Raw genomic sequence first — 21,123 nt, 5'->3', positions numbered from 1 at the left:
CGCTCGTGCGCGCCATCGGAGGGGGAGCTGCTCGTCGTGAACGTCATCGCCACCACGCTCACCACGCTGCCCTTCGCGCAATTCAAGCGCTCTCCGAACTTCTACTTCGTCTACGACGCCGCCTACCTCGTGTGCGCGCTCGCCTTCGTCGCGGCGCTGCACGCGATCGGCTGGCGCTCGCCGGTCCAGGAGTTCGCGTGGTGGCTCCCGCTGCTGCTGCCGATCGCGACCTACGTCGTGATCATGGCGCACGTGTTCATCCACAACGCGTCGCACGGGAACTTCCCGAAGTCGATCAACCGCATCGTCGGTGAGATCTGCGGCGTCGTCGTGCTGACGAAGTTCGCGTCGTGGGAGATCGTCCACCGCCGGCACCACCGCTACTCCGACGATCCCGAGCGCGATCCGCACCCCGCCGAGCGGCACTACTGGCGCTACGCGATCAACACGCTCATCAACGTCGAGAAGCAGCTCCAGCAGCAGTACTTCGATCTCTACGGCGACACGCCGGAGACGCGTCGCCACGAGAAGATCCGCTCCGCGCTCTCGTTCATCAGCGGCGTCGCGCTGATCTTCGGCTGGCTCACGCTGCTCGGCGCGCCGGTGTTCTTCGTGCTGTACCTGCCCGCGTTCTTCTTCGCGGCGCTCTTCGTGATCTTCTTCAACTGGGCCGGGCACAACGCGCACGAGGCGGACGGCCCGATCGAGCCCGCGAACCTCGATCACGGGATCTTCTGGATCCTCAATCGGATCTTCTTCGGCATCTTCTATCACGGCAATCACCACAAGATGGCGATGCTGTTCAACCCGATGCACATGCCCGTCCGCGCGCGCAGCGAGTCGACCGCGCACGGCGAGCGCGACGAGGCGGAAGCCGCCTGAGCGTCACGAGGGAGCGATGTCGGTCGTGAGCGCCACCGAGGAGCACGCCCAGGCGAAGCCGGCGCGCCGCGCAGAAGAAACCTGGCTCCTGCACCACCGCGCGGATCGACGGCAGATCGGGATCGTCGTCGTCTACTGGGCGCTGCTCTTCTCGATGTGGCTCGTGCCCGCGTGCCGCAACGTCGTCTTCCTCGCGCTCGCTTGTTACTTCTCGTTCCTCAACGCGGTGGTGATCCACAACCACCTGCACAAAGGCATCTTCAAGTCGAAGACGCTCAACCGCGCGTTCCGCTGCGTGCTGAGCTTCGGCAGCCTGTATCCGGCGAGCGCGAACATCGCGTCGCACAACCTCGTCCATCATCACTTCGACGACGACGGACAGCCGGACTGGGCGGATCCCTACGAGTACTACCAGCGCACCGCGCGCTTCTCGTGGCCGCTCCTGAACCTGATCCACTTCCCGAACGTCGTCGGGCCCAACACGTTCAACGGCGTCTCGCGCTGGGCCACGACCACGCGCCAGAAGGACTTCCGCCGTCAGTACCTGATCGAGCAGGTGTTCGCGTTCGGGCTCACCGGCGTGCTCTTCGCGCTCGACTTCTGGACGACGCTGTTCTTCATCCTGATCCCGCAGCTCTGGGGCGCGCGCGGGATCCTGCGCATCAACCTGATCCAGCACGACGGCTGCGACACGAAGAGCGAGTGGAACCACTCGCGCAACTTCGTCGGCCGCTTCTTCAACTGGATCATGTGCAACAACGGCTATCACACGATCCATCACAACCGCGCGGGGCTGCACTGGTCGGTGCTGCACGAGGTGCATCGCAAGGAGTGCGCGGGCCGCGTCGATCCCGCGCTCGACGAGCCGAGCATGACTTGGTACCTCGTGCGCACCTTCGTGCTCGGCATGTCGCGCTCGATCGATCGCGATGCGGCCCAGCAGCGCGAGACGGAGATCGCCGCGGTGCTCGCGCCGCGCGCGGAGCGTCTCGCGGAGGCCGAGGCCGCGAGCCTCGCGGAGTGATCGCGTGACCCCGCTCGATGCGCTGCCCTACGAGTGGCTCGGCCTGCTCGCGCTCGGGATCCTCTGGGTCAACACGCTGCTGATCGCGGCGGCGGCATGGCAGCAGCGGAGCGCGCTCGGCGCGATCCGCGCGACGATGATCGCAGGGCGTCACGACGGGACGTTGGTGAGCGGCATCGTCGAGGAGGGGCGTGGGCCCGAGGGTGCGATCGCGATGCGCCACGTCGAGCAGATGGGGCGCGCGCTGACGATCTCGGGGCCCGATCGCATCCTCTTCACGGAGCGCGCGGTCGACGAGGAGATCTTCGGCGGCGTGGTGCGCACCGACGCGGGCGAGACGCTCGACGTGGAGGCCGCGCGCGGCGAGTCGATCGAGATCTGGCTGCGCGACGACGCGCCTTCGGCGCGTCGCGACGCCGACTTCGAGCGCGCGTGGTCGCGCGCGTCGACGAACAAGGGCTGCGTGTCGACCCTCGAGCAGCGCATCGAGCGCGGCGCGCGCGTCTGGTTGCACCGCGGCGCCGACGGAGTCCTGCGCATCGCGGCGCTCGATCCGGTCGCGGAGTGCACGCGCAAGCGCGCGCTGCTCGCGGGCTTCGCGGTGCTCACCGTGCTCTCGTGCGCGGTGGTGAGCCTCATCGCGTGCTGGCCGCCGGCGCTCGGGACGATCAGCACGATCGGCGGCGTGCTCGGAGTCGCGTACTTCCTCGCGATCCAGCCGCTCGGCACCGCGGTGCGCGACGCGGCGCGCATCCCGCCGGAGCGCCTCGTGACCGGCGTCTGGCAGCGCCCCGCCTGAGCCGCGCTCGCTTTTCTTGCCCGGCGTCGCGGCGGCTTTCTACGATCGCGTCGATGCGCCATCGCCGTCTGCTCGCCGTCGCCGCGCTCCTCGTGGGGTGCGGGGGCGCGCCTGCCGCTGCATCGTCGTCGACGACGGCGGAGGCGCGCGCGGACGAGGAGCGCATCCGCGCGCTCGAGGCCGACCTCGCGTCGCAGCGCGCCGAGGTCCAGGACCTGCGCACCGAGCTCGAGGCCACGCGCACCGTCCCGCGCGACACCGTGACGATCGGCGGCGATCGCACGCGCCTCGACACCGCCGCGATCTCGCCCGAGATCCACGTCGAGATCGAGCCCGGCGGCGACGACGAGCGCGCGCCCGAGGGCGAGGCGATGTCCGCCGGCGCGCGACTGGTGCTGCGCCTCTACGGTCCTCCGCGCGCCGCGATCCCCGGGCCCGCCGCGCCCCCGATCGTGCCGCCGCCTCCCGAGATCGCCGCGCTCGGACGTCTCCCCGTGATGACGACGCCCGAGGTCCCCGCGATCCCCGATCACCCGGTGATCGTCGCGCCGCGCGTCGACCCCGAGCCGCGCGAGGACGATCCGATCGTGCGCACGTACCGCGCCGCGCTCGCGCTCGTCGAGGCGCGCCGCTGGGACGACGCGCTCGCGAGCCTGCGCGCGTTCGCCGACGCGCATCCATCGCATCCCTACGCGGACAACGCGCTCTTCTGGCAGGGCGAGATCGCCTTCGCGCGCCGCGAGTACCGGCGCGCGATCGAGCTCTGGAGCGCGCTCCTCGTCCGTTACCCCGAGGGCAACAAGGTGCCCGACGCGCTCCTGCGCATCGGCGTGTCCTACGAGCGCCTCGGCGACCTCGAGCGTGCGCGCGAGCACTTCCGCCGCGTGCGCGAGCAGTACCCCGACAGCGTCGCGGCGCGCTTGGCGTCGCGGGAGGAAACGTGATCATGCGCCGCACGATCGAGCGCGTTCTGCTGCTCGGCGCGCTCTCCGGCGCGACGTTCGTCGCCTCGCCCGAGCGCGCCCGCGCGCAGGACGACGACTACTGGGTCGACGTCGGCGACGACTCGCGCTCACCGCGCAGCCGTGACCGCGGGGGCCCGAGCTCGCTCGACGAGGCGACGCGCAGCGGGCAGGGCATGCGGCTCGGGCAGATCGCCCCCCGCGAGATCCCGCCGAGCTACGCCGTCCGTCGCGGCGACACGCTCTGGGACATCACCGGGCACTTCTACGGCAACCCGTACGAGTGGCCGCGCGTGTGGTCGTACAACCCGGAGATCACGAACCCGCACTGGATCTATCCCGATCAGTCGGTGCGCCTGCTCCCCGAGGGCACGCCGACGACGATCGCGGCGCCGACGCGCGGCTCGCGGGTCGTGGTGCGGCGCGGCGTCGAGACCGGCACCGTGTTCCTGCGCGAGCAGGGCTGGCTCGACGAGGACGCGCTCGAGACCGCCGGCGTGATCGTCGGCTCGCCCGACGATCACATGATGCTGTCGCCGTTCGACCAGGCGTACGTGCGCTTCGATCACCTGCCCGACGGCCAGAGCGCGCCGCAGGGCGAGTACACGATCTTCCGCGCGATCGAGGCGGGACAGCGCACCGAGGGCGAAGAGGGCACGCTCGTGCGCATCCTCGGCGCGCTCCGGATCGACTCGTGGGACTCCGAGCGCCGCACCGCGCGCGCGACGATCGTCGAGGCGCTCGATCCGATCGAGCGTGGCTACCAGGTCGCGGCGCTCCCGCGTCGCTTCGAGGTCGTGCCGCCCGAGCGCTCGGAGATCGATCTCGACACCGAGATCGTCGCGACGCTGAACCCGACCGAGCTCGTCGGCGATCAGCAGATCGTGTTCGTGCCCGTCGGCGAGGAAGCAGGCGTGCGCGTGGGGCATCGCTTCTTCGTCGTGCGCGCCGGCGATCGCTGGCGCGAGGAGCTCGCGGAGTCGCAGCGGCAGGCCGCGACGATCGATCCGCCCGCCGAGCCCGAGGAGTACCCGGACGAAGTGATCGCCGAGGCGCGCGTCGTCTCGCTGCGCCCGAACAGCGCCGGGCTCCTCGTCACCCGCGCGACGGTGCCGATCTCGATCGGCGATCGCGCGCAGCTCCGCCGCGGGTATTGATTGCGAACGCGCGCTCGCGCTGACGCTCGAGCGCGCTGCAATCAATGCTTTCTACCCGGAGGGTTCGTGCGGCGAACCCTCCCCCGACCGGCGGAGCCGGATCGGGTCCCCCTCCCGCCCGAAGCGCTCTCGACGCGGAGCGTCGACGCGCGACGCTCCGCGTCTCCGCTATCGTTGCGAACGCGCGCTCGATCGCGCGCACGGTGGGCTCGACGCGCGCGTTCGGGTCCACGCTCGAATGCGCGATCGCACGCTCGTTGGCACCCGCGTGCGAGCGCGCGCGTCCGTTGAAACTCGTGCCTCATCCGTGGGAGGCTGTCGCGGATGCGCGACGAGAACGGCCGAAGGCGCCCTCTCGCGACCCCGTCCGAAGAGATCGCGGGTCTGCGGGAAGCGCTCGCCGTGGAGCACGCGCGACTTCGTGCGTTCCAGGACATCGGCGCCGCCGCGGGCGCCATGCTCAGCCTCGACGAGATCCTCGAGCTCGTCGTCGATCGCATGACGCAGGTGCTCGAGGCGGATCGCTCGACGATCTACCTCCTCGAGGACGACGGACAGCAGCTCGTCTCGCGTGTCGCGCAGAGCTTCGGCGGCGCCGGCGCGCCGCGTGATCCGCTCGCGAGCGCCGAGCGCCACGAGATCCGGCTCGCGGTCGGCGAGGGCATCGCGGGCTGGGTCGCGCGCAGCGGTCAGCCGCTGAACATCGTCGACGCGTACTCGGACAAGCGCTTCGATCCCACGTGGGATCGCATCACCGGCTACCGCACGCGCAACGTGCTCTGCGTGCCGATGAAGAACCGGCTCGGGCGTCCGCTCGGCGTCGTGCAGGTGCTCAACAAGCGCTACGGGCACGCGTTCGACGCGGACGACGAGGCGATGGCGAGCGCGCTCGCGGCGCAGGCCGCGGTCACGATCGAGAACAACAAGTTCTTCGTCTCGACGATCCAGAAGAACATGGAGCTGCTCGAGACGAAGCAGCAGCTCGAGCGGAAGGTCCGCGAGCTCGAGGCGCTCATGGAGATCTCGATGGCGTCCGCCGGTGCGACGCGCCTCGACGATCTCCTCCGCATGGTGCTCGATCGCGCGGTGCGCGCGGTCGACGCCGAGGCGGGCTCGATCCTGATCGCGAACGAGAGCAGCGGTGATCTCGAGTTCCGCTGCGCGGTCGGCGGCGCGCCCGACAAGGTCACGCGCATGCGCATCCCGCGCGGCACCGGGATCTGCGGCTGGGTCGTCGAGAACAAGCTCCCGCGCGTGGTGAACGACGTCGATCGTCACTCGTCGCCCGACGGAGTGCGTCACTACCGCGACGTGTCGGATCGCGTCGGTTACCACCCGCGCTCGGTGCTCGCGGTGCCCCTCGTCTGGGAGGACGGCGAGGGCGCGCTCGAGCTGCTCAACAAGAACGCGGGGCGCGACTCGTTCACCGAGGACGACGTGCGCCTCGCCACGGTGATCGCGAGCCATGTGTCGACCGCGATCCAGCTCGCGAACGCGCGCGAGCGCCGCGACAAGCAGGAGCGCCTGTCGACGATCGGCCAGCTGCTCTCGGGCGTGCTGCACGACCTCAAGGCGCCGCTCACGGTGATCGCGGGCTACGTGCGCGAGCTCGTCGCGGAGGACGATCGCGCGATGCGCGAGCGCTTCGCGCAGTCGGTGCTGAAGCAGATCGAGCTGATGAACGCGATGACGCGCGAGACGCTCGCGTTCGCGCGCGGCGATCGCTCGCTCTGGGTGCGGAAGGTCTACCTGAAGAGCTTCTTCGAGGAGCTGCGCGATCAGGTCGCGCGCGAGCTCGAGGGGCGCGGCATCCGCATCGATCTCGAGCTGCTGGATCGCGGCGTCGCGAGGTTCGACCAGCACAAGATCCAGCGCGCGGTGCACAACCTCGCGCGCAACGCGGCGGAGGCGATCGGCGCGCCGAACGCGCGGCGTCGCGGGGGCACGTTCACGATCCGCGTGGAGCGCCGAGACGACGACGCGCTCCTGATCTCGTGCCGCGACGACGGCCCGGGCATCCCCGAGGAGATCCGCGAGCGCCTGTTCGAGAGCTTCACGACGCACGGCAAAGAAGGCGGAACGGGCCTCGGCCTCGCGATCGTGCGCAAGGTGGTCGACGACCACGGCGGCACGATCGAGGTCGAGAGCGAGCCGGGCCGCACCGTGTTCCGCATGACGCTCCCGCAGCACGAAGACGCCGCGCGCGAAGACGCTGCGGCCTGACGGGGTCGGGGTCCGGGTCGCTGTCGGGAGCGGGCTCCGGGCAGCGCTCGGGATCGGACTACGGGCTCGAGTCGAGATGGGAACTCGGGGGGCGGACGGCCTCCGCGCTCGAGTCGAGATGAGAATTCGCGGCCCGAGGCCCTCCACGTTCGCATCGAGATGAGAATTCGGGGCCCGAGGCCCTCCACGTTCGCATCGAGATGAGAATTCGGGTGTCGAGGCCCTCCACGTTCGCATCGAGATGAGAATTCGGGGGTCGAGGCCCTCCACGTTCGCATCGAGATGAGAATTCGGAGGTCGAGGCCCTCCACGTTCGCATCGAGATGAGAATTCGGGGGCCGAGGGCCTCCGCGTTCGCACCGAGGTGAGCCAGCGCTCCGCCCCTCCCTCCGACACCCTCTCGCCCGGCCCCTCCGCTCCGCGGAGCGTCCGTGCGAGACGATGCGGCATCCAGGCGCGCCCCAAATCGGCTCCAGTCGCGCGGCTTTGCCGCGCGCTGCTACGCGCGAGCGTCCGAGCCGCGCGAGCAGCGCGGATCGGTCGCGAGCCTCCTCAGCCTCCCCCAGCGAGGCGGCAGAACCGCGGTACCGGGCGTGTGGTGGTGGGTCCGACGCGCTCGTGCGACGGGGGCTCGCAGACGTCGACCACGGAGTGTTCGAAGCATCGCGGCAGAGCGCGAAGCGCGCGCCGCGATGCGATCACCGACTCCCGACGCTCACGCCCTCTCGAACGGCAGCCCGCGAGCACCCGCGCGGCGGACCCACCACCACGCGCCTCTCGCCGAAGCCTTCTCAGTCGGAGGAGTTCGACAAGACGCCGCGCACCGAGCCCATCACGTGGCGGAACGCGTCCTTGACGTCTTCACCGCCGTCGATGCGCTCTCGGATGCGCTGGGCGAGCAGCACGTGCGTGAGCTTCTCGCCGTGATCCTCGCCCTCGACGCGGAACGGTGGATCCTGCTCCTCCGCCAGCGCCTCCGCCGCGTGCCCGAGGTCGACCATCGTGTGCTCGACCGCGAGCCTTCGCGCCTCTGCGGGCTTCATTCGATGCCGCCGCCCTCGGGGCCCTTGCCGAAGTGCTGCTCGAGGCGCTCGCGGAAGCCCGCTTCCTTCGCCGTCGTGAAGCCGTCGATCAGCTTCCCGTTCTTGTAGATCCCGAAGAACGGCAGCCCGGGGATCTCGACCGTCTTGCGCGACTCCGGCGCCTTCTCTCCGTCGCACACGAAGAACTTCACGTGCGGGTACTCGTCGCTCAGCCGCGCGAACTTCGGCTTGAACATCATGCAGGGCCCACACCAGCCCGCGTAGAAGTCCACCACCGCCATGTCGGAGCCCGCGAGCTTCTGTGCGAACGTCGTGTCGTCCAGATCTTCGACCGCCATGGCCACGTTCCTGCACCCAGCACGCGGCCACGTCAACGAAGCGCACATCACGCGTGGTGATTCGCCACGTGGCGGCGGAGCACTCTCTGCTCCGCGGAACATCGCGTGAGCCGTTCTCTCGACGTCGCGGTACGAACGATGACGAAACCCGGCCCGGAGAGCCGCTACGATGCCGCCGTGCCCGACGACGTACGTCAGCGCGCCCGCGAGACCCGCGACACTTCCGACGGGGCGTCTTCGCCCCGCACGAAGTCCGGCTCGGGCCCCTCGGACGCCGCGCTCGTGGTCGCTGCGCGTGCCGGCGAAGCATGGGCTCAGGAAGCCCTCTACCGGCGGTACGCGCGCATGGTGAACGGCCTCGCGTGGCGGCTCATGCCCGGTGATCCCGACGTCGAGGATCTCGTGCAGGACGTGTTCATCCAGGCGCTCGACGCGCTCGACCGGCTCACCGAGCCCGCTGCGTTCGGGAGCTGGATCGGATCGATCACGATCCGCACCGCGCACAAGCGGCTGCGCCGCAAGCGCTTGAAGCTGCGGCTCGGCCTCGCGCGGCGCGAGCCGGTCGACGTCGACGCGGTGATCTCGTCGTCGGCGCCGCCCGACGTGCAGTCGGAGCTGCGCGCGATGTATCGATTGCTCGACGAGCTGCCGACCGAGTCGCGCATCGCGCTGGTGCTGCGGCGCGTCGAGGGGCTGCAGCTCGCGGAGATCGCGGAGCAGATGGGGCTCTCGCTGGCGACGGTGAAGCGGCGACTGGACGCCGCGGAGACGAAGCTCGGCGAGAGGCTCGCAGTGGGAGGGGAGCGATGAGCGCGCCGGAGCCGTTGCCGCCGCCGAGATCGCTGGCGAAGTGGGTCGAGCCACCGCTCGACGACGTGGTGCTCGAGAAGCAGTGGTCCGCCATCCGCGAGCGACGCGGACATCGCCGCGGGGGCCTCTGGGGTTGGTGGATCGGTGGCACGTCGGTGATCGCGATCGCCGCGGCGATCGCGGTGCTCGTGACGACGCGCGAGGCGCCGCTCGCGCCGCTGCCGAGCGTCGCGGGCGCGACCGTGTCGTCGACCCCAGGCGCGGTGATCGAGAGCGGTCCCGCGCCGATCGACGTGCGGCTCGCGGACGGCTCGCAGATCGCGCTCGATCCGTCGACGCGGCTCGAGGCGACCGAAGCCGAGGGACGCGACGTGCGGTTCGCGCTGCGCCACGGCCGCGCGACGTTCGAGGTCGCGCGCGACGAGGGGCGTCGCTTCGTGGTCGCGGCGGGCGACGTCGAGGTCGTCGTCGTCGGGACGCGGTTCTCGGTGGCGAGCGAAGCCTCGCGCGTCGCGGTGCACGTCACGCGCGGTCGCGTCGACGTGCACACCGGGCGTGCGGTGCACCAGCTCGCGGCGGGCGAGACGTGGTCCGGGGATGCCGTCGCGCGCGACGAGGACGTCGCGGTGCCGAGCGAGGACGCGGTCGAGGAGAGCCCGGATCGTGATCGCCCGCGCCGCGAAGGCCCGAGCGCGAGCGATCTGTTCGAGTCGGCGCGCGCGGCGCGTCGTGACGGGCGCGACGGCGAGGCGGCGAGCGCGTACGAGCAGCTCCTCCGCCGTCATCCGCGCGATGGCCACGCCGGGCTCGCGGCGTTCGAGCTCGCGCGCATCCGCATGGACTCGCTGGGCGACGAGCGCGGCGCGATCGAGCCGCTCGAGCGCGCGATCTCCGCGGGCGTGTTCCGCGAGGACGCGATGGCGAGGCTGGTCCGCGCGTACGACGAGACCGGTCAGGACGCGCGCTGTCGCGCGGCGCGCGAGCGCTACCTGCGCGCGTACCCCGAGGGCGTGCACCGCGCGCAGGTCGAGGGTCGCTGCGCCGAGTAGCGTGCCGGCGCGCTCGCTCATCGTGGCCACGGCGCTGGCGATCCATGCGATCGCCGGCGCGGTCGCGTCTGCGCAGGATGCGCCGCTGGAGCCGGCGCCGCGCGTCGAGCTCGGCCTCGAGGGCGAGTGGCCCGACGCGCTGCGGCTCGCGGTGCGCGCCGATCTCGACGCGGCGCTGCGCGCGCAAGGGCTCGAGCTGGTGCACGCCGAGGACGGCGCCGAGCGCGTGGTCGCGACGGTGCGCGTGACCGCGCCGAGCGACGGCGCGCCCGCGTGCCTCGTGCGCATCGACGACGTGATCACCGGCAAGCACGTCGAGCGCGCGATCGATCTCACGCGCGTGCCGAGCGACGGATGGAGCGTCGCGATCGCGGCGGGCGCCGACGAGCTCCTGCGCGCGAGCTGGGCCGAGCTCGCGATCGCCGACGCGCCGCCGCCGGCGATCGAGCCGCCGCCCGCGGTCGAGGCGTACGTCGAGCAGCGTGTCGTCGCGCCGATCGTCGACGAGCGCCTCGCGGCCGCGCTCTCTCCGACGCTCCCGCGTCCCGCCCTCTCGCTCGGCGCGCGCGGGGCGGTCGAGGGCTACCTCGGCGGGCTCACGCTCGTCGGCGGCGATCTCACGGTGCGGCTCTATCTCGCGGAGCGCGTCGGGCTCGAGCTCGGTCTCGGCGCGCGCGTCGGGCTCGACGAGGAGAGCGCGCGTGGCGTGGTGCGCAGCTGGATGCTCGGCGGCGAGCTCGGTCCGGTGTTCTTGCTCGTGTCCGCACCGAGCCCGGTGCGGCTCGAGGCGTTCGTCGTCGCGCGCGCCGGATGGCTGAGCTTCGAGGCCGACGCGAACGGCGGATCGCTCGCACGGGACGACGCCGGCGCGGTGGTGATGGCGCGCGCGGGGCTGCGCGCGGCGCTCGCGATCGATCGCAGCGAGCTCGGCGTCGCGCTCGGGCTCGGCGTGCCGATCCTCGGTCGCGAGGCGCGCGACGATCGCGGGGTCGTCGTCGGGCTCACCGGGCTCGAGATCCACGCCGCCCTGAGCTTCGCGCTGGAGGTGCTGCCGTGAGGTGGTACGCGCTCGTGCTGCTGCTCGTCGGGTGCGTCGAGTCCGCGCAGGTGCTCGGGCCCGACGACGCCGGCATCGTCCCGCCCGAGAGCGACGCGCAGATCGACGCGCAGGTGCCGCGCGACGACGGGCGCATGCCGATGCCGGGCGTCAGCGACGTCTCGGCGGGCGGCGCGCACTCGTGCGCGATCGTGGGGGGCGCGCTCTCGTGCTGGGGCGACGGCACCGAAGGCGCGCTCGGCACCGGCCCGAGCGGCGATCGCCTGGTGCCCGCGCGCGTCGGCACGGCGAGCGACTGGCGCGCGATCGAGGCCGGGCAGGGCATGACCTGCGGGCTGCGCGACGGCGCGGTGTGGTGCTGGGGCACGAACGAGCTCGGCCAGCTCGGGCTCGGCGATCGCGAGCCGCGTCGCTCGCCCGCCGAGGTCACGCTGCCCGGCGCGGCGACGCTGGTGCGCGCGTCGCGCGAGTTCGTCTGCGCGATCCTCGAGGGCGGCGAGCTGCTCTGCTGGGGCGCGAACATCGAGGGTCAGCTCGCGCGCGCCGATGCGTATCCGGGCGCCGACGGGCTCACGCCGCAGCGCATCGCGTCGGAGCTGCGCTTCCGCGACGTGTGCACCGGCCAGGGCCACGGCTGCGCGATCGCGACCGACGGATCGCTCTGGTGCTGGGGCCGCAACACCGAGGGCCAGCTCGGGCTCGGCCCCGACGTGCCGCGGCAGCTGCGCGAGCCGATGCGCGTCGGCACCGACGTCGACTGGGCCTCGCTCGCGTGCGGCATGAGCCACACCTGCGGGCTCCGGCAGGACGGCACGCTGTGGTGCTGGGGTGACGACTTCTCGGGTCAGATCGGCATCACGCGCGGCTCGCGCTTCGACGTGCCCACGCGCGTCGGCGAGGACGCGGGATGGAGCGAGATCGCGACCTACGTCTTCCACACCTGCGGCGTGAAGGACGACGGAACGCTCTGGTGCTGGGGCCGCGGCATCGAGGGCCAGCTCGGCCTCGGCGACATCGACGATCGCAACCGCCCGACGCGCGTCGACGATCGCACCGACTGGGCGCGCGTGTCGGTCGGTTGGTTCCACACGTGCGCGCAGCGCACCGACGGCAGCGTGTGGTGCACCGGCGAGAACGGCGACGGACGCCTCGGCGTGGGCGATCCCGATCGCCGCGACGTCTTCACCGAGGTGCAGGGCATCGGCGTGGAGTGAGTGCTTGCCGGAGTGCTCGTCCCGCCGGTCCCGGACGGGAGCGCGCGCAGCGCGCGGACGGCAGGGCCCGGCGGGCGAGCCGATTTCGTCGCTCGTGAGCCCTCGCTCTTGAGCGCAGGATCGCGGCTCGATACCGTCCGCGCGTGCCGGACGTCATCCATCCCGCTTCGCTCGCGCCGCCGCGCGGGTACTCCAACGGCCTGCTCTTTCCCGCGAACGGCCGCGTGCTCTTCGTCGCGGGGCAGATCGGCTGGGATCGCGAAGGTCGCTTCCCGAGCGACGAGCTCGCGGCCCAATTCGATCTCGCGCTCGCGAACGTGCTCGACGTGGTGCGCGAAGCCGGCGGCGCGCCCGAGCACGTCGGGCGCCTCACGATCTACGTGACCGACAAGCACGAGTACATCGCAGCGGCGAAGACGATCGGCGCGTCGTACCGTGCGCGCATGGGCAAGCACTACCCCGCGATGGCGCTCGTGCAGGTCGCCGCGCTGCTCGAGGATCGCGCGAAGGTCGAGATCGAAGCGACGGCGGTGATCCCGTGACGACCATCGATCAGCTGAAGCAAGAGGGCTTCCGCCTCGCGCTCGAGGACGGAGTGCTCACCGTCACCCTCGATCGTCCCGATCGCATCAACGCGCTCACCTTCGCGAGCTACGCCGCGCTGCGCGACGCGTTCCGCGCGTTCTCGGAGATGCGCGAGGTGCGCGCGATCCTCCTCCACGGCGAAGGCCCCCGCGGCTTCTGCTCGGGCGGCGACGTGCGCGACATCATCGGCGAGCTCTTCTCGCGCGACATGCGCGGCTTGCTCGAGTTCACGCGCATGACCGGCGCGCTCGTCGCCGCGATCCACCAGTGCCGCGCGCCCGTGATCGCCGCGCTCCACGGCGTCGTGTGCGGCGCCGGCGCCGTCATCGCGATCGCGTCCGACGTGCGCATCGCCGCGCCCGACGCGCGCATCGCGTTCCTCTTCCCGAAGGTCGGCCTCAGCGGCGCCGACATGGGCGCGTCGTGGCTGCTCCCGCGCATCGTCGGCTACGGCCGCGCGAGCGAGCTGCTCCTCACCGGCGAGTTCGTCGACGCCGAGCGCGCCGAGCGCATCGGGCTCTTCAACCGCGTCAGCACCGACGTGCTCGCCGACGCGAAGAAGCTCGCGCGCACCATCGCCGACGGCCCCGCCTTCGCCCACGCGATGACCAAGAAGATGCTCGACTACGAGGCCCACGTGGACTTCGCGACGGGCATCGAGGCCGAGGCGCAGGCCCAGGCGATCTGCATGCAGCACCCGGACTTCCGCGAGGCCTACGACGCGTGGGTCGAGAAGCGCGCGCCTCGGTTCGAAAGGTGAACGAACATGGTCCGCGTCCCGATCTGCAGTGACGAGGTCCTCGAGCGCGCGTTCGTCGACGCCGACGTCATCGCGCAGGCGTGGTCGAGCGCGGGCTCGCTGGTCGACGACGCGGTCGCGACCGAGCTCCGTGCGAAGGATCCCAGCACCGCGCTGGTCGCGATCGTGCGCCTGCTCGGCGCGCGTGGCCTGCTCGGGCTCACCGTGCCCGGCGACTTCGGCGGCACCTACGAGCGCGTGCGCTCCGACGCGCTCTGCCTCGCGCGCGAGCGCCTCGGTCACGCCTCGCCGCTCGTCGAGCTCGCGTTCGCGATGCAGGGCCTCGGCAGCTACCCGATCGTCGCGCGCGGCTCGGACGCGCTGCGCGCCGCGTGGCTCCCCAAGGTCGCCGCGGGCGAGGCCATCGCCGCGTTCGCGCTCACCGAGGAAGACGCGGGCTCGGACCTCGGCGGCATCGCCACCACCGCGCGCCTCGACGGCGACGCGTACGTGCTCGACGGCACGAAGGTCTTCATCTCGAACGCCGGGATCGCCGACTTCTACACGCTCTTCGCCGCCACCGCGCCGCCCGGCGCGAAGCGCCGCCTCAGCGCGTTCGTCGTGCCCGCCGCGATCCCCGGCGTGCAGACGCGCCCCATGCACGTGCTCGGCGGCCACCCGATCGGCGCGCTCGAGCTGCGCGGCGCGCGCATCCCCGTCGCGAGCCGCATCGGCGAGGAGGGCGACGGCCTCGCGGTCGCGCTCGAGACGCTCCACAAGTTCCGCCCCACCGTGGGCGCCGCCGCGCTCGGCTTCGCGCAGCGCGCGCTCGACGAGTCGGTCGCGCACGTGAAGACGCGCAAGCAGTTCGGCGCGCCGCTCGCCGAGCTCCAGGCGGTGCAGCTCCAGATCGCCGACATGGCGTGCGACCTCGAGCCCGCGCGCCTGCTCGTCTATCGCGCCGCCATCCAGTCCGATCTCGCCGCGCGCCTCAAGGCCGAGCTGGGCGTCGACGACGCGGATCAGCGCAGCCGCGTCGCGCGCACCGGCAGCATGGCGAAGCTCGCGGCGACCGAGGCCGCGTTCCGCGTGATCGATCGCGCGGTGCAGCTCCACGGCGGGCGCGGCGTGATGCACGGCTCGATCGTCACGCGCCTCTACGAGGACGTGCGCGCGCTGCGCATCTACGAGGGCGCCTCCGACGTGCAGCGCCTGCTCGTCGCGCGCGAGGTCCTGCGGTGAGCTGGATCCGCGCGGTGCGCGACGCGGGCCCCTTGCTCGCCGCGGCCGAGCGCTTCCTCGCGCGCGAGCGCGACCTCGCCGAGCCGCCACTTCCACGCGGCGCGGCCGCGCTCGCATGGCTCGCGCGCCGCGTCGATCGCTTCGCCGAGCGCGACGACGCGAGCGCGCGCGACGAGAGCGCGTTCGTCGAGGGCGCGGGCGCGCTCCTCGCGCTCGTCCTCCTCGACCACGTCGGCGAGGGCGGCCACGTCGCGCGCGACGGCTCCCACCGCGTGCGCGTCGGCGCGCGCGGCTTCTTCGATCCCTTCGCCGCGATCGAGGCCGCGCTCGACGCGCCCGCCGCGCGCGACGTGCTGATCGCCGAGGTCGCCCGCGCCGAGCGCGAGGCCCGCGGCGAGGACGGCGTCGGCCGCGCCGCGCTCGTCTTCGAGCGCCTGCTCGAGACCAAGCGCCCCGAGCTCCGGGTGCGCGATCGCTTCGATCGCCGGCTCTTCCTCTCCGACGACATCGAGGTCGATCTCGCGCGCGCGATCGACGCGACCGAAGGGCAGGGCGCTGCCGCGGTCGAGCAGTCGGTCGCGAAGCTCGTCTCGATGCTGCCCGGCGGCGAGGGCACGACCGTCGATCGCGAAGAGGCCGCCGCGCGCCTCCTGCCGCGCGTCGTCGCCCCCGATCTCGCCGCCGACGTGAGCGCCGCGCTCTTCTCGCGCGTGCTCCCCAACGACGTGCGCCTCTCGCTCGTGCTCGCGTACGAAGGGCGCTCGCGCTTCGTTCGCGCCCGCGAGATCGACGGCTGGGGCCTCGGCGACGACGACGCGGTGCGCCTCGCGCTCGAGAACCTCGCCGCGCGCTCCGCGTCCGCGCGCTTCGCGCGCGTCGACACCGCCGAGGGCGCGATGGTGATCGCGCGCACCGGCGACGGCCTCGACTCCGCGCGCCTGCTGCTGCCCACGCTGCACGACGTGCTCGCCCCCGAGCTCGGCTCGCCGTTCCTGGCCGCGATCCCCCACCGCGACGCGCTCTACGCCGCGACACCGAGCGCCCGCGCCGCGCTCGCCGCGCGCGCCGCCGACGAAGCCGCGCGCGCACCGCACCGCATCACCCCCGCGCTCTTCCTCGTCACCGCCCAGGGCCTCCGCGCCGCGCCGTGAATCGCGGGCACACGCCCCGCGCGAATCCCCACGAAATCGCGCGGGCACACGGCATGCTGAGCGCATCGCCGTGCGCCCCTCGTTGTGCATGCTCGTGCTGCTCTCCGGCTGCTACGCGTCGCACCAGCACGCCGGCGACGGCGGCACCACCACCTGCGATCCCGCGACGCGCCCGACCTGCGTGACCCGCGCCGCGCCCTGCGATCCGCTCCAGCTCGCGGCCCCGCTCTGCGACGCGCTCGCGTGGCGCTGCCCCGAGGGCGCGCGCGAGCACGTCGCGCCGTGGCCCGACGATCGCTGCCTCCCGCTCGAGGGCGACGCCGACATCGTCCACGAAGCGCCGATCGCGATCCCGCTCGACGATCGCTGCGCGTGGCTGCTCCCGGCGCTCGAGCACGACGGCGCGCCGCGCGCGCACGTGCGGGTCGACGTCGCGCGGACCTGCGACGCGCTCGCGCTGCCGGCGTCGCTCGAGCCGGTGATCACGACGCCCGACGGCGCCGACCTCGTCGGCGCGCAGGCCGCGGTCGACGGACGCGTGCTGGTGCGCGGCTGGGCCTTCGATCCCGACGCGGGCTTCGGCGTGCGCGCGCTCGGCGTCGGGCTCGCGCGCCGCGAGGGCGAGCGCTTCGTCGTCCCCGACTGGCTCTTCGACCCCGACACCGAGGACTTCGGCGACGCGGCGATCGTCTTCGAGGATCACCTCTACGCGTACGGCTGCCCCGGCCCGCCGGAGTGGCTCGAAGAGGACTGCTTCGTCGCGCGCGCGCCGCTCGACGCCGTCGACGATCGCGACGCGTGGCAGGTCCTCGGTGAGCGCGGATGGGGCGAGGGCGCGCCGCGCCGGGTGTTCGGCAGCGGCCCGCACCGCGGCCCGGTGGTGCGCGATCCCCGCGGGCCCGGCCTCCTGCACGTCTACGCGATCGGCTTCGGCGAGCGCCTCGAGATCCAGCGCGCCGATCGCCCCGAGGGCCCGTGGTCCGCGCCGCGCCCGCTGATCGACTGCGAGCTCCCCGAGGGCGACCCCGAGGCGTACTGCGCGGGCCCCGGCATCCACGTCGAGCTGTTCGACCCGCTGCGTCCCGACGCGCTCGTCGTGAGCTACTCGATCGGCACGCTCGCGCCCGACGGCCCGGAGCGCCGCGCGCGCGACCCCCGCGCGTATCACGCGCGCGTCGTCCGCGCGTCGCGGCCCTGACCCAGCGCGTCGCGGAGCGCGATCGAACGCTTCGAGTCGTCGCCCGTGACGCCCGCGGCGCCCGATCCACGCGCTCGAGCCGCCGTCCCGAGGGCCCGCGGAGCCCGATCGACGCGCTCGAGCCGGCTCCGGCGACGCCCCGGGCGCGCGATCCGGGCGTTCGAGCGCCCATCTCGACGGTCGCGGAGCCGGATCCACGCGCCGGATCCGGCTCCGCGGACGTCACGGCCGCACCTTCGAGGCGTTCGATCGCCCTCCGCGACGGCCACGACGCCTCGTGGGGGCCTCCCCGCGACGCCCGGCGACGTGAAAGGCGCCCATGTTCGCCGCGTCGGGCCCGCTCCAGGACGGGCACGGAGCCCTCGGGGGCCCGCGGCCGGCTCACTCCCGATACGCGGGATGCCTGGTCGCAGGCTCGGAGCGGTCAGCGGCCGCGCCGGCGGCCGCCGTCGAACAGGCTCGGATCGAGCGGCGCCGCGCCGAAGTCGGACTCGTTCGCGGTCTCGGCGAGGGTGTCGAGCTCCGCGAGGAAGTTCGGCGCGGGCGGCAGCACGGTCTTCGTCGGCTTCGGGGGCTCGGTCGCGAGCTGGAGCCCGACCACCAGCGCGACGTCCCGCGCCGACACCTTCGGGTCGAGCCACTGGATCAGCTCGTCGAGCGCGCTCGCGAGCGCGCCTGCGCCCGCCGTGCGCTTCGCGGGATCACGCGCGAGCACGCCGATCACCAGGCGATCGACCTCGCGCGGGATGCGCGGGTTGATCGCGGAGGGCCGCGGCACCTCGCACGCCGCGACCGCGCGCACCGTCGCGCCGTCGTCGTCGCGCTGGAAGAGCCGCCGCCCGCACAGCATCTCCCACAGCACGATCCCCGCGGCGAACACGTCGATCTGCGGCGTGGTCGGCTGCTGCTGGATGATCTCCGGCGCGAGGTAGCCGAGCTTGCCGCCCATCATCCCGCCGCCGAGCTGCGTCTCGTGCACGTTCGCGTCGGCGAGCCCGAAGTCCGCGAGCTTCACCGCGCCGTCCTTGCCGAGCAGCAGGTTGTGCGGCGAGACGTCGCGATGGACGATCTGCAGCGGGCGTCCCGTCGCGTCCTGCGCCTCGTGCGCATAAGCGAGCGCCCGCGCGAGCTCGCGCGTGATCCAGAGCGCGGTCGCGACCGGCATGCACGCGCCGCGTGCGTGCGCGCGATCGAGCACCGCCTTGAGCGTCGTCCCCTCGACGAGCTCCATCACCATGATCAGCGAGCCCTGCACCTCGCGCGCGTCGTAGACCCGCACGATGTTGCGGTGGCGCAGCTGCATGCCGAGGCGCGCCTCGTCCATGAACATCGAGCGGTAGAGCTCCTGCGCCGCGAGCTCGGGCAGGACGCGCTTGAGCGCGACGGGATACGAGTCGCCGCCCTCGAAGTGCGCGAGCCCCTTCCACACCTCGGCCATGCCGCCCGCGGCGATGCGCTGCGTCGGCACGTAGCGCGTGGGCGCGCGCCGCAGCTTCGTCGAGATGCGCGAGTTGTCGGCGGGCACGCGCCGAGCGTCACTCCGGCACCCTCGCGCGTCAATCCGCCCGGGCTGTGCTCATCGGTGTCATCGCAGTCCGAGGATCGCCACCGTGCCCTCCGCGCGTCGGCTGCTCGCGAAGGCGACCCGCTCCGAGCGCGGCGTCGATCCTCGGACTGCTGTGCTCCTCGGTGTCATCGCAGTCCGAGGATCGCCACCGTGCCCTCCGCGCGTCGGCTGCTCGCGAAGGCGACCCGCTCCGAGCGCGGCGTCGATCCTCGGACTGCTGTGCTCATCGGTGTCATCGCAGTCCGAGGATCGCCACCGTGCCCTCCGCGCGTCGGCTGCTCGCGAAGGCGACCCGCTCCGAGCGCGGCGTCGATCCTCGGACTGCTGTGCTCCTCGGTGTCATCGCAGTCCGAGGATCGCCACCGTGCCCTCCGCGCGTCGGCTGCTCGCGAAGGCGACCCGCTCCGAGCGCGGCGTCGATCCTCGGACTGCTATGCTGCGCGCCCCATGAGCGACCCCGTCTCCGCCGAGCACTTCCGCCGCGCCCAGGAGCGCTTCCCCGGTGGCGTGAATTCCCCCGTGCGCGCGTTCCGCGCGGTGGGTGGTACGCCCGTCTTCGTCGACCGCGCCGAGGGCGCGTACCTGTGGGGCGCGGACGGCAAGAAGTACGTCGACTACGTCGGCTCGTGGGGCCCGATGATCGTCGGGCACGCGCACCCCGACGTGGTGAGCGCGGTGCAGCACGCGATGACGCGCGGCGCGAGCTACGGCGCGCCGACTGCGCAGGAGACGGACCTCGCGGACCTGATCGCGAAGATGGTCCCGTCGATCTCGATGATGCGCTTCACGTCGAGCGGCACCGAGGCGGTGATGGGCGCGCTGCGGGTGGCGCGCGGGTTCACGGGGCGCGACCTCGTCGTGAAGTTCGAGGGCTGTTACCACGGCGGCGCGGACTACCTGCTGGTGAAGGCGGGCAGCGGGCTCGCGACGTTCGGCGTGCCGACGAGCGCGGGTGTGCCGGCGGCGATCGCGAGCACGTGCACGGTGCTCCCGTACAACGACGTGACGGCGCTGCACGAGCTCTTCGCGGCGCGCGGCAGCGAGATCGCGGCGGTGATCCTCGAGCCGGTGGTCGGGAACATGGGGACGGTGCCGCCGGACCGCGCGTTCCTCGACGCGCTGCGCGCGCTGACGACGAAGCACGGCGCGCTGCTGGTGTTCGACGAGGTGATGACGGGCTTCCGCCTCGCGAAGGGCGGCGCGCAGGAGCGCTTCGGGATCACGCCGGACCTCACGACGCTGGGCAAGATCGTCGGCGGTGGCCTGCCGGTCGGCGTGTACGGCGGGCGGCGCGAGATCATGGAGAAGGTCTCGCCGATCGGGCCGGTCTACCAGGCGGGCACGCTGAGCGGGAACCCGCTCGCGGTGGCGGCGGGCCTGGCGACGCTGCGCATCCTCGACGGCGACGCGGGCTTCTACGATCGCCTCGAGGCCGCGAGCGCCGAGCTCGAAGCGGTGCTGGTGGAGGCGTCGAAGGCGTCGAAGGTGCCGGTGCGGGTGCAGCGCACGGGCTCGATGATCACGCCGTTCTTCTGCGAGGGCGAGGTGCGCTCGTGGGAGGACGCGGCGCGCTGCGACACGGCGGCGTTCGGTCGATGGCACCACGCGATGCTGGACGCGGGCGTGATGTGGCCCCCTGCTCAGTACGAGGCCGGGTTCGTGAGCAGTGCCCACGACCAGGCCACCCTGCGGCACACCGCGGCGGCCGCTCGGGCTGCGTTCGCGGCGGTGTAACTGGCGGTTATCACAGCGCAAAATGGTCGGGTTGGCGCGCGCCTGACCATCCTTGCACCCCCGAAAACGCCATGCTACATGGCGCGCGCCGTCGGGCCTGAGGGAGTTTGTTGGGACCCGAGCAGCGCAAGCAGCTGAAGACGGCGGGGCGTGTCGGCTCCGTCGGGCTCGAGCTCGTGATCGCCACGATGCTCGGGTACTTCGGAGGCACCTGGCTCGACGGATACTTCGGAACCAGCCCCATTCTCACCTACGTCGGATTGGCCCTCGGCATCTTCGCCGGCTTCAAGGGCCTCTACGACCTCGCGAAGAGAACCAACCTCGACGAGCTCTGACGCTCGCAGCACCG

At 72.6% G+C, this 21,123-nt stretch carries 20 protein-coding genes; 17 read left to right on the top strand and 3 right to left on the bottom strand.

The genetic code is table 11. From position 1 onward, the window contains the following. Positions 1–36 precede the first annotated feature (36 nt). The 6 genes from DB32_RS21980 (at position 37) to DB32_RS21955 (ending at position 7,047) form a co-directional block, all read left to right on the top strand. Positions 37–882, top strand: coding sequence for a fatty acid desaturase family protein (locus DB32_RS21980; protein WP_083458541.1), 846 nt, complete (start codon positions 37–39; stop codon positions 880–882). Between the two features lie 16 nt (positions 883–898). After that, complete coding sequence (locus DB32_RS21975) at positions 899–1,906, top strand: fatty acid desaturase family protein (protein WP_240481235.1); 1,008 nt, start codon at positions 899–901, stop codon at positions 1,904–1,906. 4 nt (positions 1,907–1,910) lie between these two features. Next, positions 1,911–2,705: a hypothetical protein gene (locus DB32_RS46950; protein ID WP_053234612.1), complete on the top strand. Its 795-nt coding sequence runs from the start codon at positions 1,911–1,913 to the stop codon at positions 2,703–2,705. Positions 2,706–2,758: 53 nt separating this feature from the next. Further along, complete coding sequence (ybgF, locus tag DB32_RS46945; protein WP_053234611.1) at positions 2,759–3,649, top strand: tol-pal system protein YbgF; 891 nt, start codon at positions 2,759–2,761, stop codon at positions 3,647–3,649. A 2-nt stretch (positions 3,650–3,651) separates the two neighbouring features. Beyond that, positions 3,652–4,824 carry a LysM peptidoglycan-binding domain-containing protein gene (locus DB32_RS49120; RefSeq protein WP_157069273.1) on the top strand — a complete coding sequence of 391 codons (1,173 nt, stop codon included), beginning with the start codon at positions 3,652–3,654 and terminating at the stop codon, positions 4,822–4,824. A 324-nt stretch (positions 4,825–5,148) separates the two neighbouring features. Further along, complete coding sequence (locus DB32_RS21955; RefSeq protein WP_053234609.1) at positions 5,149–7,047, top strand: sensor histidine kinase; 1,899 nt, start codon at positions 5,149–5,151, stop codon at positions 7,045–7,047. Positions 7,048–7,838: 791 nt separating this feature from the next. On the opposite strand, the gene DB32_RS21950 is transcribed toward DB32_RS21955, so the two are convergent. Together DB32_RS21950 and DB32_RS21945 are read right to left on the bottom strand one after the other, a co-directional pair. Further along, entirely contained in the window at positions 7,839–8,090 is a 252-nt protein-coding gene (locus DB32_RS21950; protein ID WP_075097587.1) for a DUF6952 family protein, read from the bottom strand. Beyond that, positions 8,087–8,428, bottom strand: a complete 342-nt coding sequence (locus DB32_RS21945) for a thioredoxin family protein (protein WP_053234607.1) — start codon at positions 8,426–8,428, stop codon at positions 8,087–8,089. Before DB32_RS21945 ends, DB32_RS21950 begins: the two co-directional genes overlap by 4 nt. Positions 8,429–8,566: 138 nt before the next feature. Between DB32_RS21945 and DB32_RS21940 the strand changes: the two genes are divergently transcribed. The 9 genes from DB32_RS21940 to DB32_RS21900 all read left to right on the top strand — a co-directional run bounded on the left by DB32_RS21940 (position 8,567) and on the right by DB32_RS21900 (position 17,473). After that, positions 8,567–9,238 (top strand): RNA polymerase sigma factor, encoded by a 672-nt coding sequence (locus DB32_RS21940; RefSeq protein ID WP_075097586.1) that lies wholly within the window; start codon positions 8,567–8,569, stop codon positions 9,236–9,238. Then, complete coding sequence (locus tag DB32_RS21935) at positions 9,235–10,287, top strand: FecR domain-containing protein (protein WP_053234605.1); 1,053 nt, start codon at positions 9,235–9,237, stop codon at positions 10,285–10,287. Before DB32_RS21940 ends, DB32_RS21935 begins: the two co-directional genes overlap by 4 nt. A gap of 22 nt (positions 10,288–10,309) precedes the next feature. Further along, a complete protein-coding gene (locus tag DB32_RS48410; RefSeq protein ID WP_169791511.1) occupies positions 10,310–11,344 on the top strand; it encodes a hypothetical protein in 1,035 nt (344 codons plus the stop codon). Next, positions 11,341–12,558: an RCC1 domain-containing protein gene (locus DB32_RS48405; RefSeq protein ID WP_053234603.1), complete on the top strand. Its 1,218-nt coding sequence runs from the start codon at positions 11,341–11,343 to the stop codon at positions 12,556–12,558. The genes DB32_RS48410 and DB32_RS48405 overlap by 4 nt, the downstream gene beginning before the upstream one ends. Before the next feature lie 143 nt (positions 12,559–12,701). Then, positions 12,702–13,100 carry a RidA family protein gene (locus DB32_RS21920; protein WP_053234602.1) on the top strand — a complete coding sequence of 133 codons (399 nt, stop codon included), beginning with the start codon at positions 12,702–12,704 and terminating at the stop codon, positions 13,098–13,100. Then, positions 13,097–13,903 (top strand): enoyl-CoA hydratase family protein, encoded by an 807-nt coding sequence (locus DB32_RS21915; RefSeq protein WP_053234601.1) that lies wholly within the window; start codon positions 13,097–13,099, stop codon positions 13,901–13,903. The genes DB32_RS21920 and DB32_RS21915 overlap by 4 nt, the downstream gene beginning before the upstream one ends. Before the next feature lie 6 nt (positions 13,904–13,909). Beyond that, positions 13,910–15,124, top strand: coding sequence for an acyl-CoA dehydrogenase family protein (locus DB32_RS21910; RefSeq protein WP_053234600.1), 1,215 nt, complete (start codon positions 13,910–13,912; stop codon positions 15,122–15,124). After that, on the top strand, positions 15,121–16,275 hold the full coding sequence (locus DB32_RS21905; protein ID WP_053234599.1) for a DUF1444 domain-containing protein: 1,155 nt from the start codon (positions 15,121–15,123) through the stop codon (positions 16,273–16,275). Before DB32_RS21910 ends, DB32_RS21905 begins: the two co-directional genes overlap by 4 nt. 70 nt (positions 16,276–16,345) lie before the next feature. Then, complete coding sequence (locus DB32_RS21900) at positions 16,346–17,473, top strand: hypothetical protein (protein ID WP_157069271.1); 1,128 nt, start codon at positions 16,346–16,348, stop codon at positions 17,471–17,473. Positions 17,474–17,897: 424 nt separating this feature from the next. Here the strand turns inward: DB32_RS21900 and DB32_RS21890 are convergent, their stop codons facing one another. Further along, complete coding sequence (locus tag DB32_RS21890) at positions 17,898–18,998, bottom strand: serine/threonine-protein kinase (protein WP_053234596.1); 1,101 nt, start codon at positions 18,996–18,998, stop codon at positions 17,898–17,900. Between the two features lie 489 nt (positions 18,999–19,487). Here DB32_RS21890 and hemL point away from each other — a divergent pair, with 489 nt between their 5' ends. Both hemL and DB32_RS21880 read left to right on the top strand, forming a co-directional pair. Further along, entirely contained in the window at positions 19,488–20,774 is a 1,287-nt protein-coding gene (hemL, locus tag DB32_RS21885) for a glutamate-1-semialdehyde 2,1-aminomutase (RefSeq protein WP_053234595.1), read from the top strand. Between the two features lie 110 nt (positions 20,775–20,884). Then, the gene (locus tag DB32_RS21880) at positions 20,885–21,109 is read left to right on the top strand and encodes an AtpZ/AtpI family protein (RefSeq protein ID WP_053234594.1); all 225 of its coding nucleotides are present in this window, start codon (positions 20,885–20,887) and stop codon (positions 21,107–21,109) included. Positions 21,110–21,123 lie beyond the last annotated feature (14 nt).

The organism is Sandaracinus amylolyticus (assembly GCF_000737325.1).
Taxonomy (GTDB): Bacteria; Myxococcota_A; Polyangia; order Polyangiales; family Sandaracinaceae; genus Sandaracinus; species Sandaracinus amylolyticus.
The sequence above is the reverse complement of the archived record's forward strand: the minus strand, read 5'-3'. Positions and strand labels throughout refer to the sequence as shown.

Excerpts from the sequence above, each read along its gene's own strand:
- DB32_RS21910 (WP_053234600.1), top strand. The coding sequence starts at position 13,910 with ATGGTCCGCGTCCCGATCTGCAGTGACGAGGTCCTCGAGCGCGCGTTC.
- DB32_RS21955 (WP_053234609.1), top strand. The coding sequence starts at position 5,149 with ATGCGCGACGAGAACGGCCGAAGGCGCCCTCTCGCGACCCCGTCCGAA.
- DB32_RS21950 (WP_075097587.1), bottom strand. The coding sequence starts at position 8,090 with ATGAAGCCCGCAGAGGCGCGAAGGCTCGCGGTCGAGCACACGATGGTC.
- ybgF (WP_053234611.1), top strand. The coding sequence starts at position 2,759 with ATGCGCCATCGCCGTCTGCTCGCCGTCGCCGCGCTCCTCGTGGGGTGC.
- DB32_RS21935 (WP_053234605.1), top strand. The coding sequence starts at position 9,235 with ATGAGCGCGCCGGAGCCGTTGCCGCCGCCGAGATCGCTGGCGAAGTGG.
- DB32_RS21945 (WP_053234607.1), bottom strand. The coding sequence starts at position 8,428 with ATGGCGGTCGAAGATCTGGACGACACGACGTTCGCACAGAAGCTCGCG.
- hemL (WP_053234595.1), top strand. The coding sequence starts at position 19,488 with ATGAGCGACCCCGTCTCCGCCGAGCACTTCCGCCGCGCCCAGGAGCGC.
- DB32_RS21940 (WP_075097586.1), top strand. The coding sequence starts at position 8,567 with ATGACGAAACCCGGCCCGGAGAGCCGCTACGATGCCGCCGTGCCCGAC.
- DB32_RS49120 (WP_157069273.1), top strand. The coding sequence starts at position 3,652 with ATGCGCCGCACGATCGAGCGCGTTCTGCTGCTCGGCGCGCTCTCCGGC.
- DB32_RS21975 (WP_240481235.1), top strand. The coding sequence starts at position 899 with ATGTCGGTCGTGAGCGCCACCGAGGAGCACGCCCAGGCGAAGCCGGCG.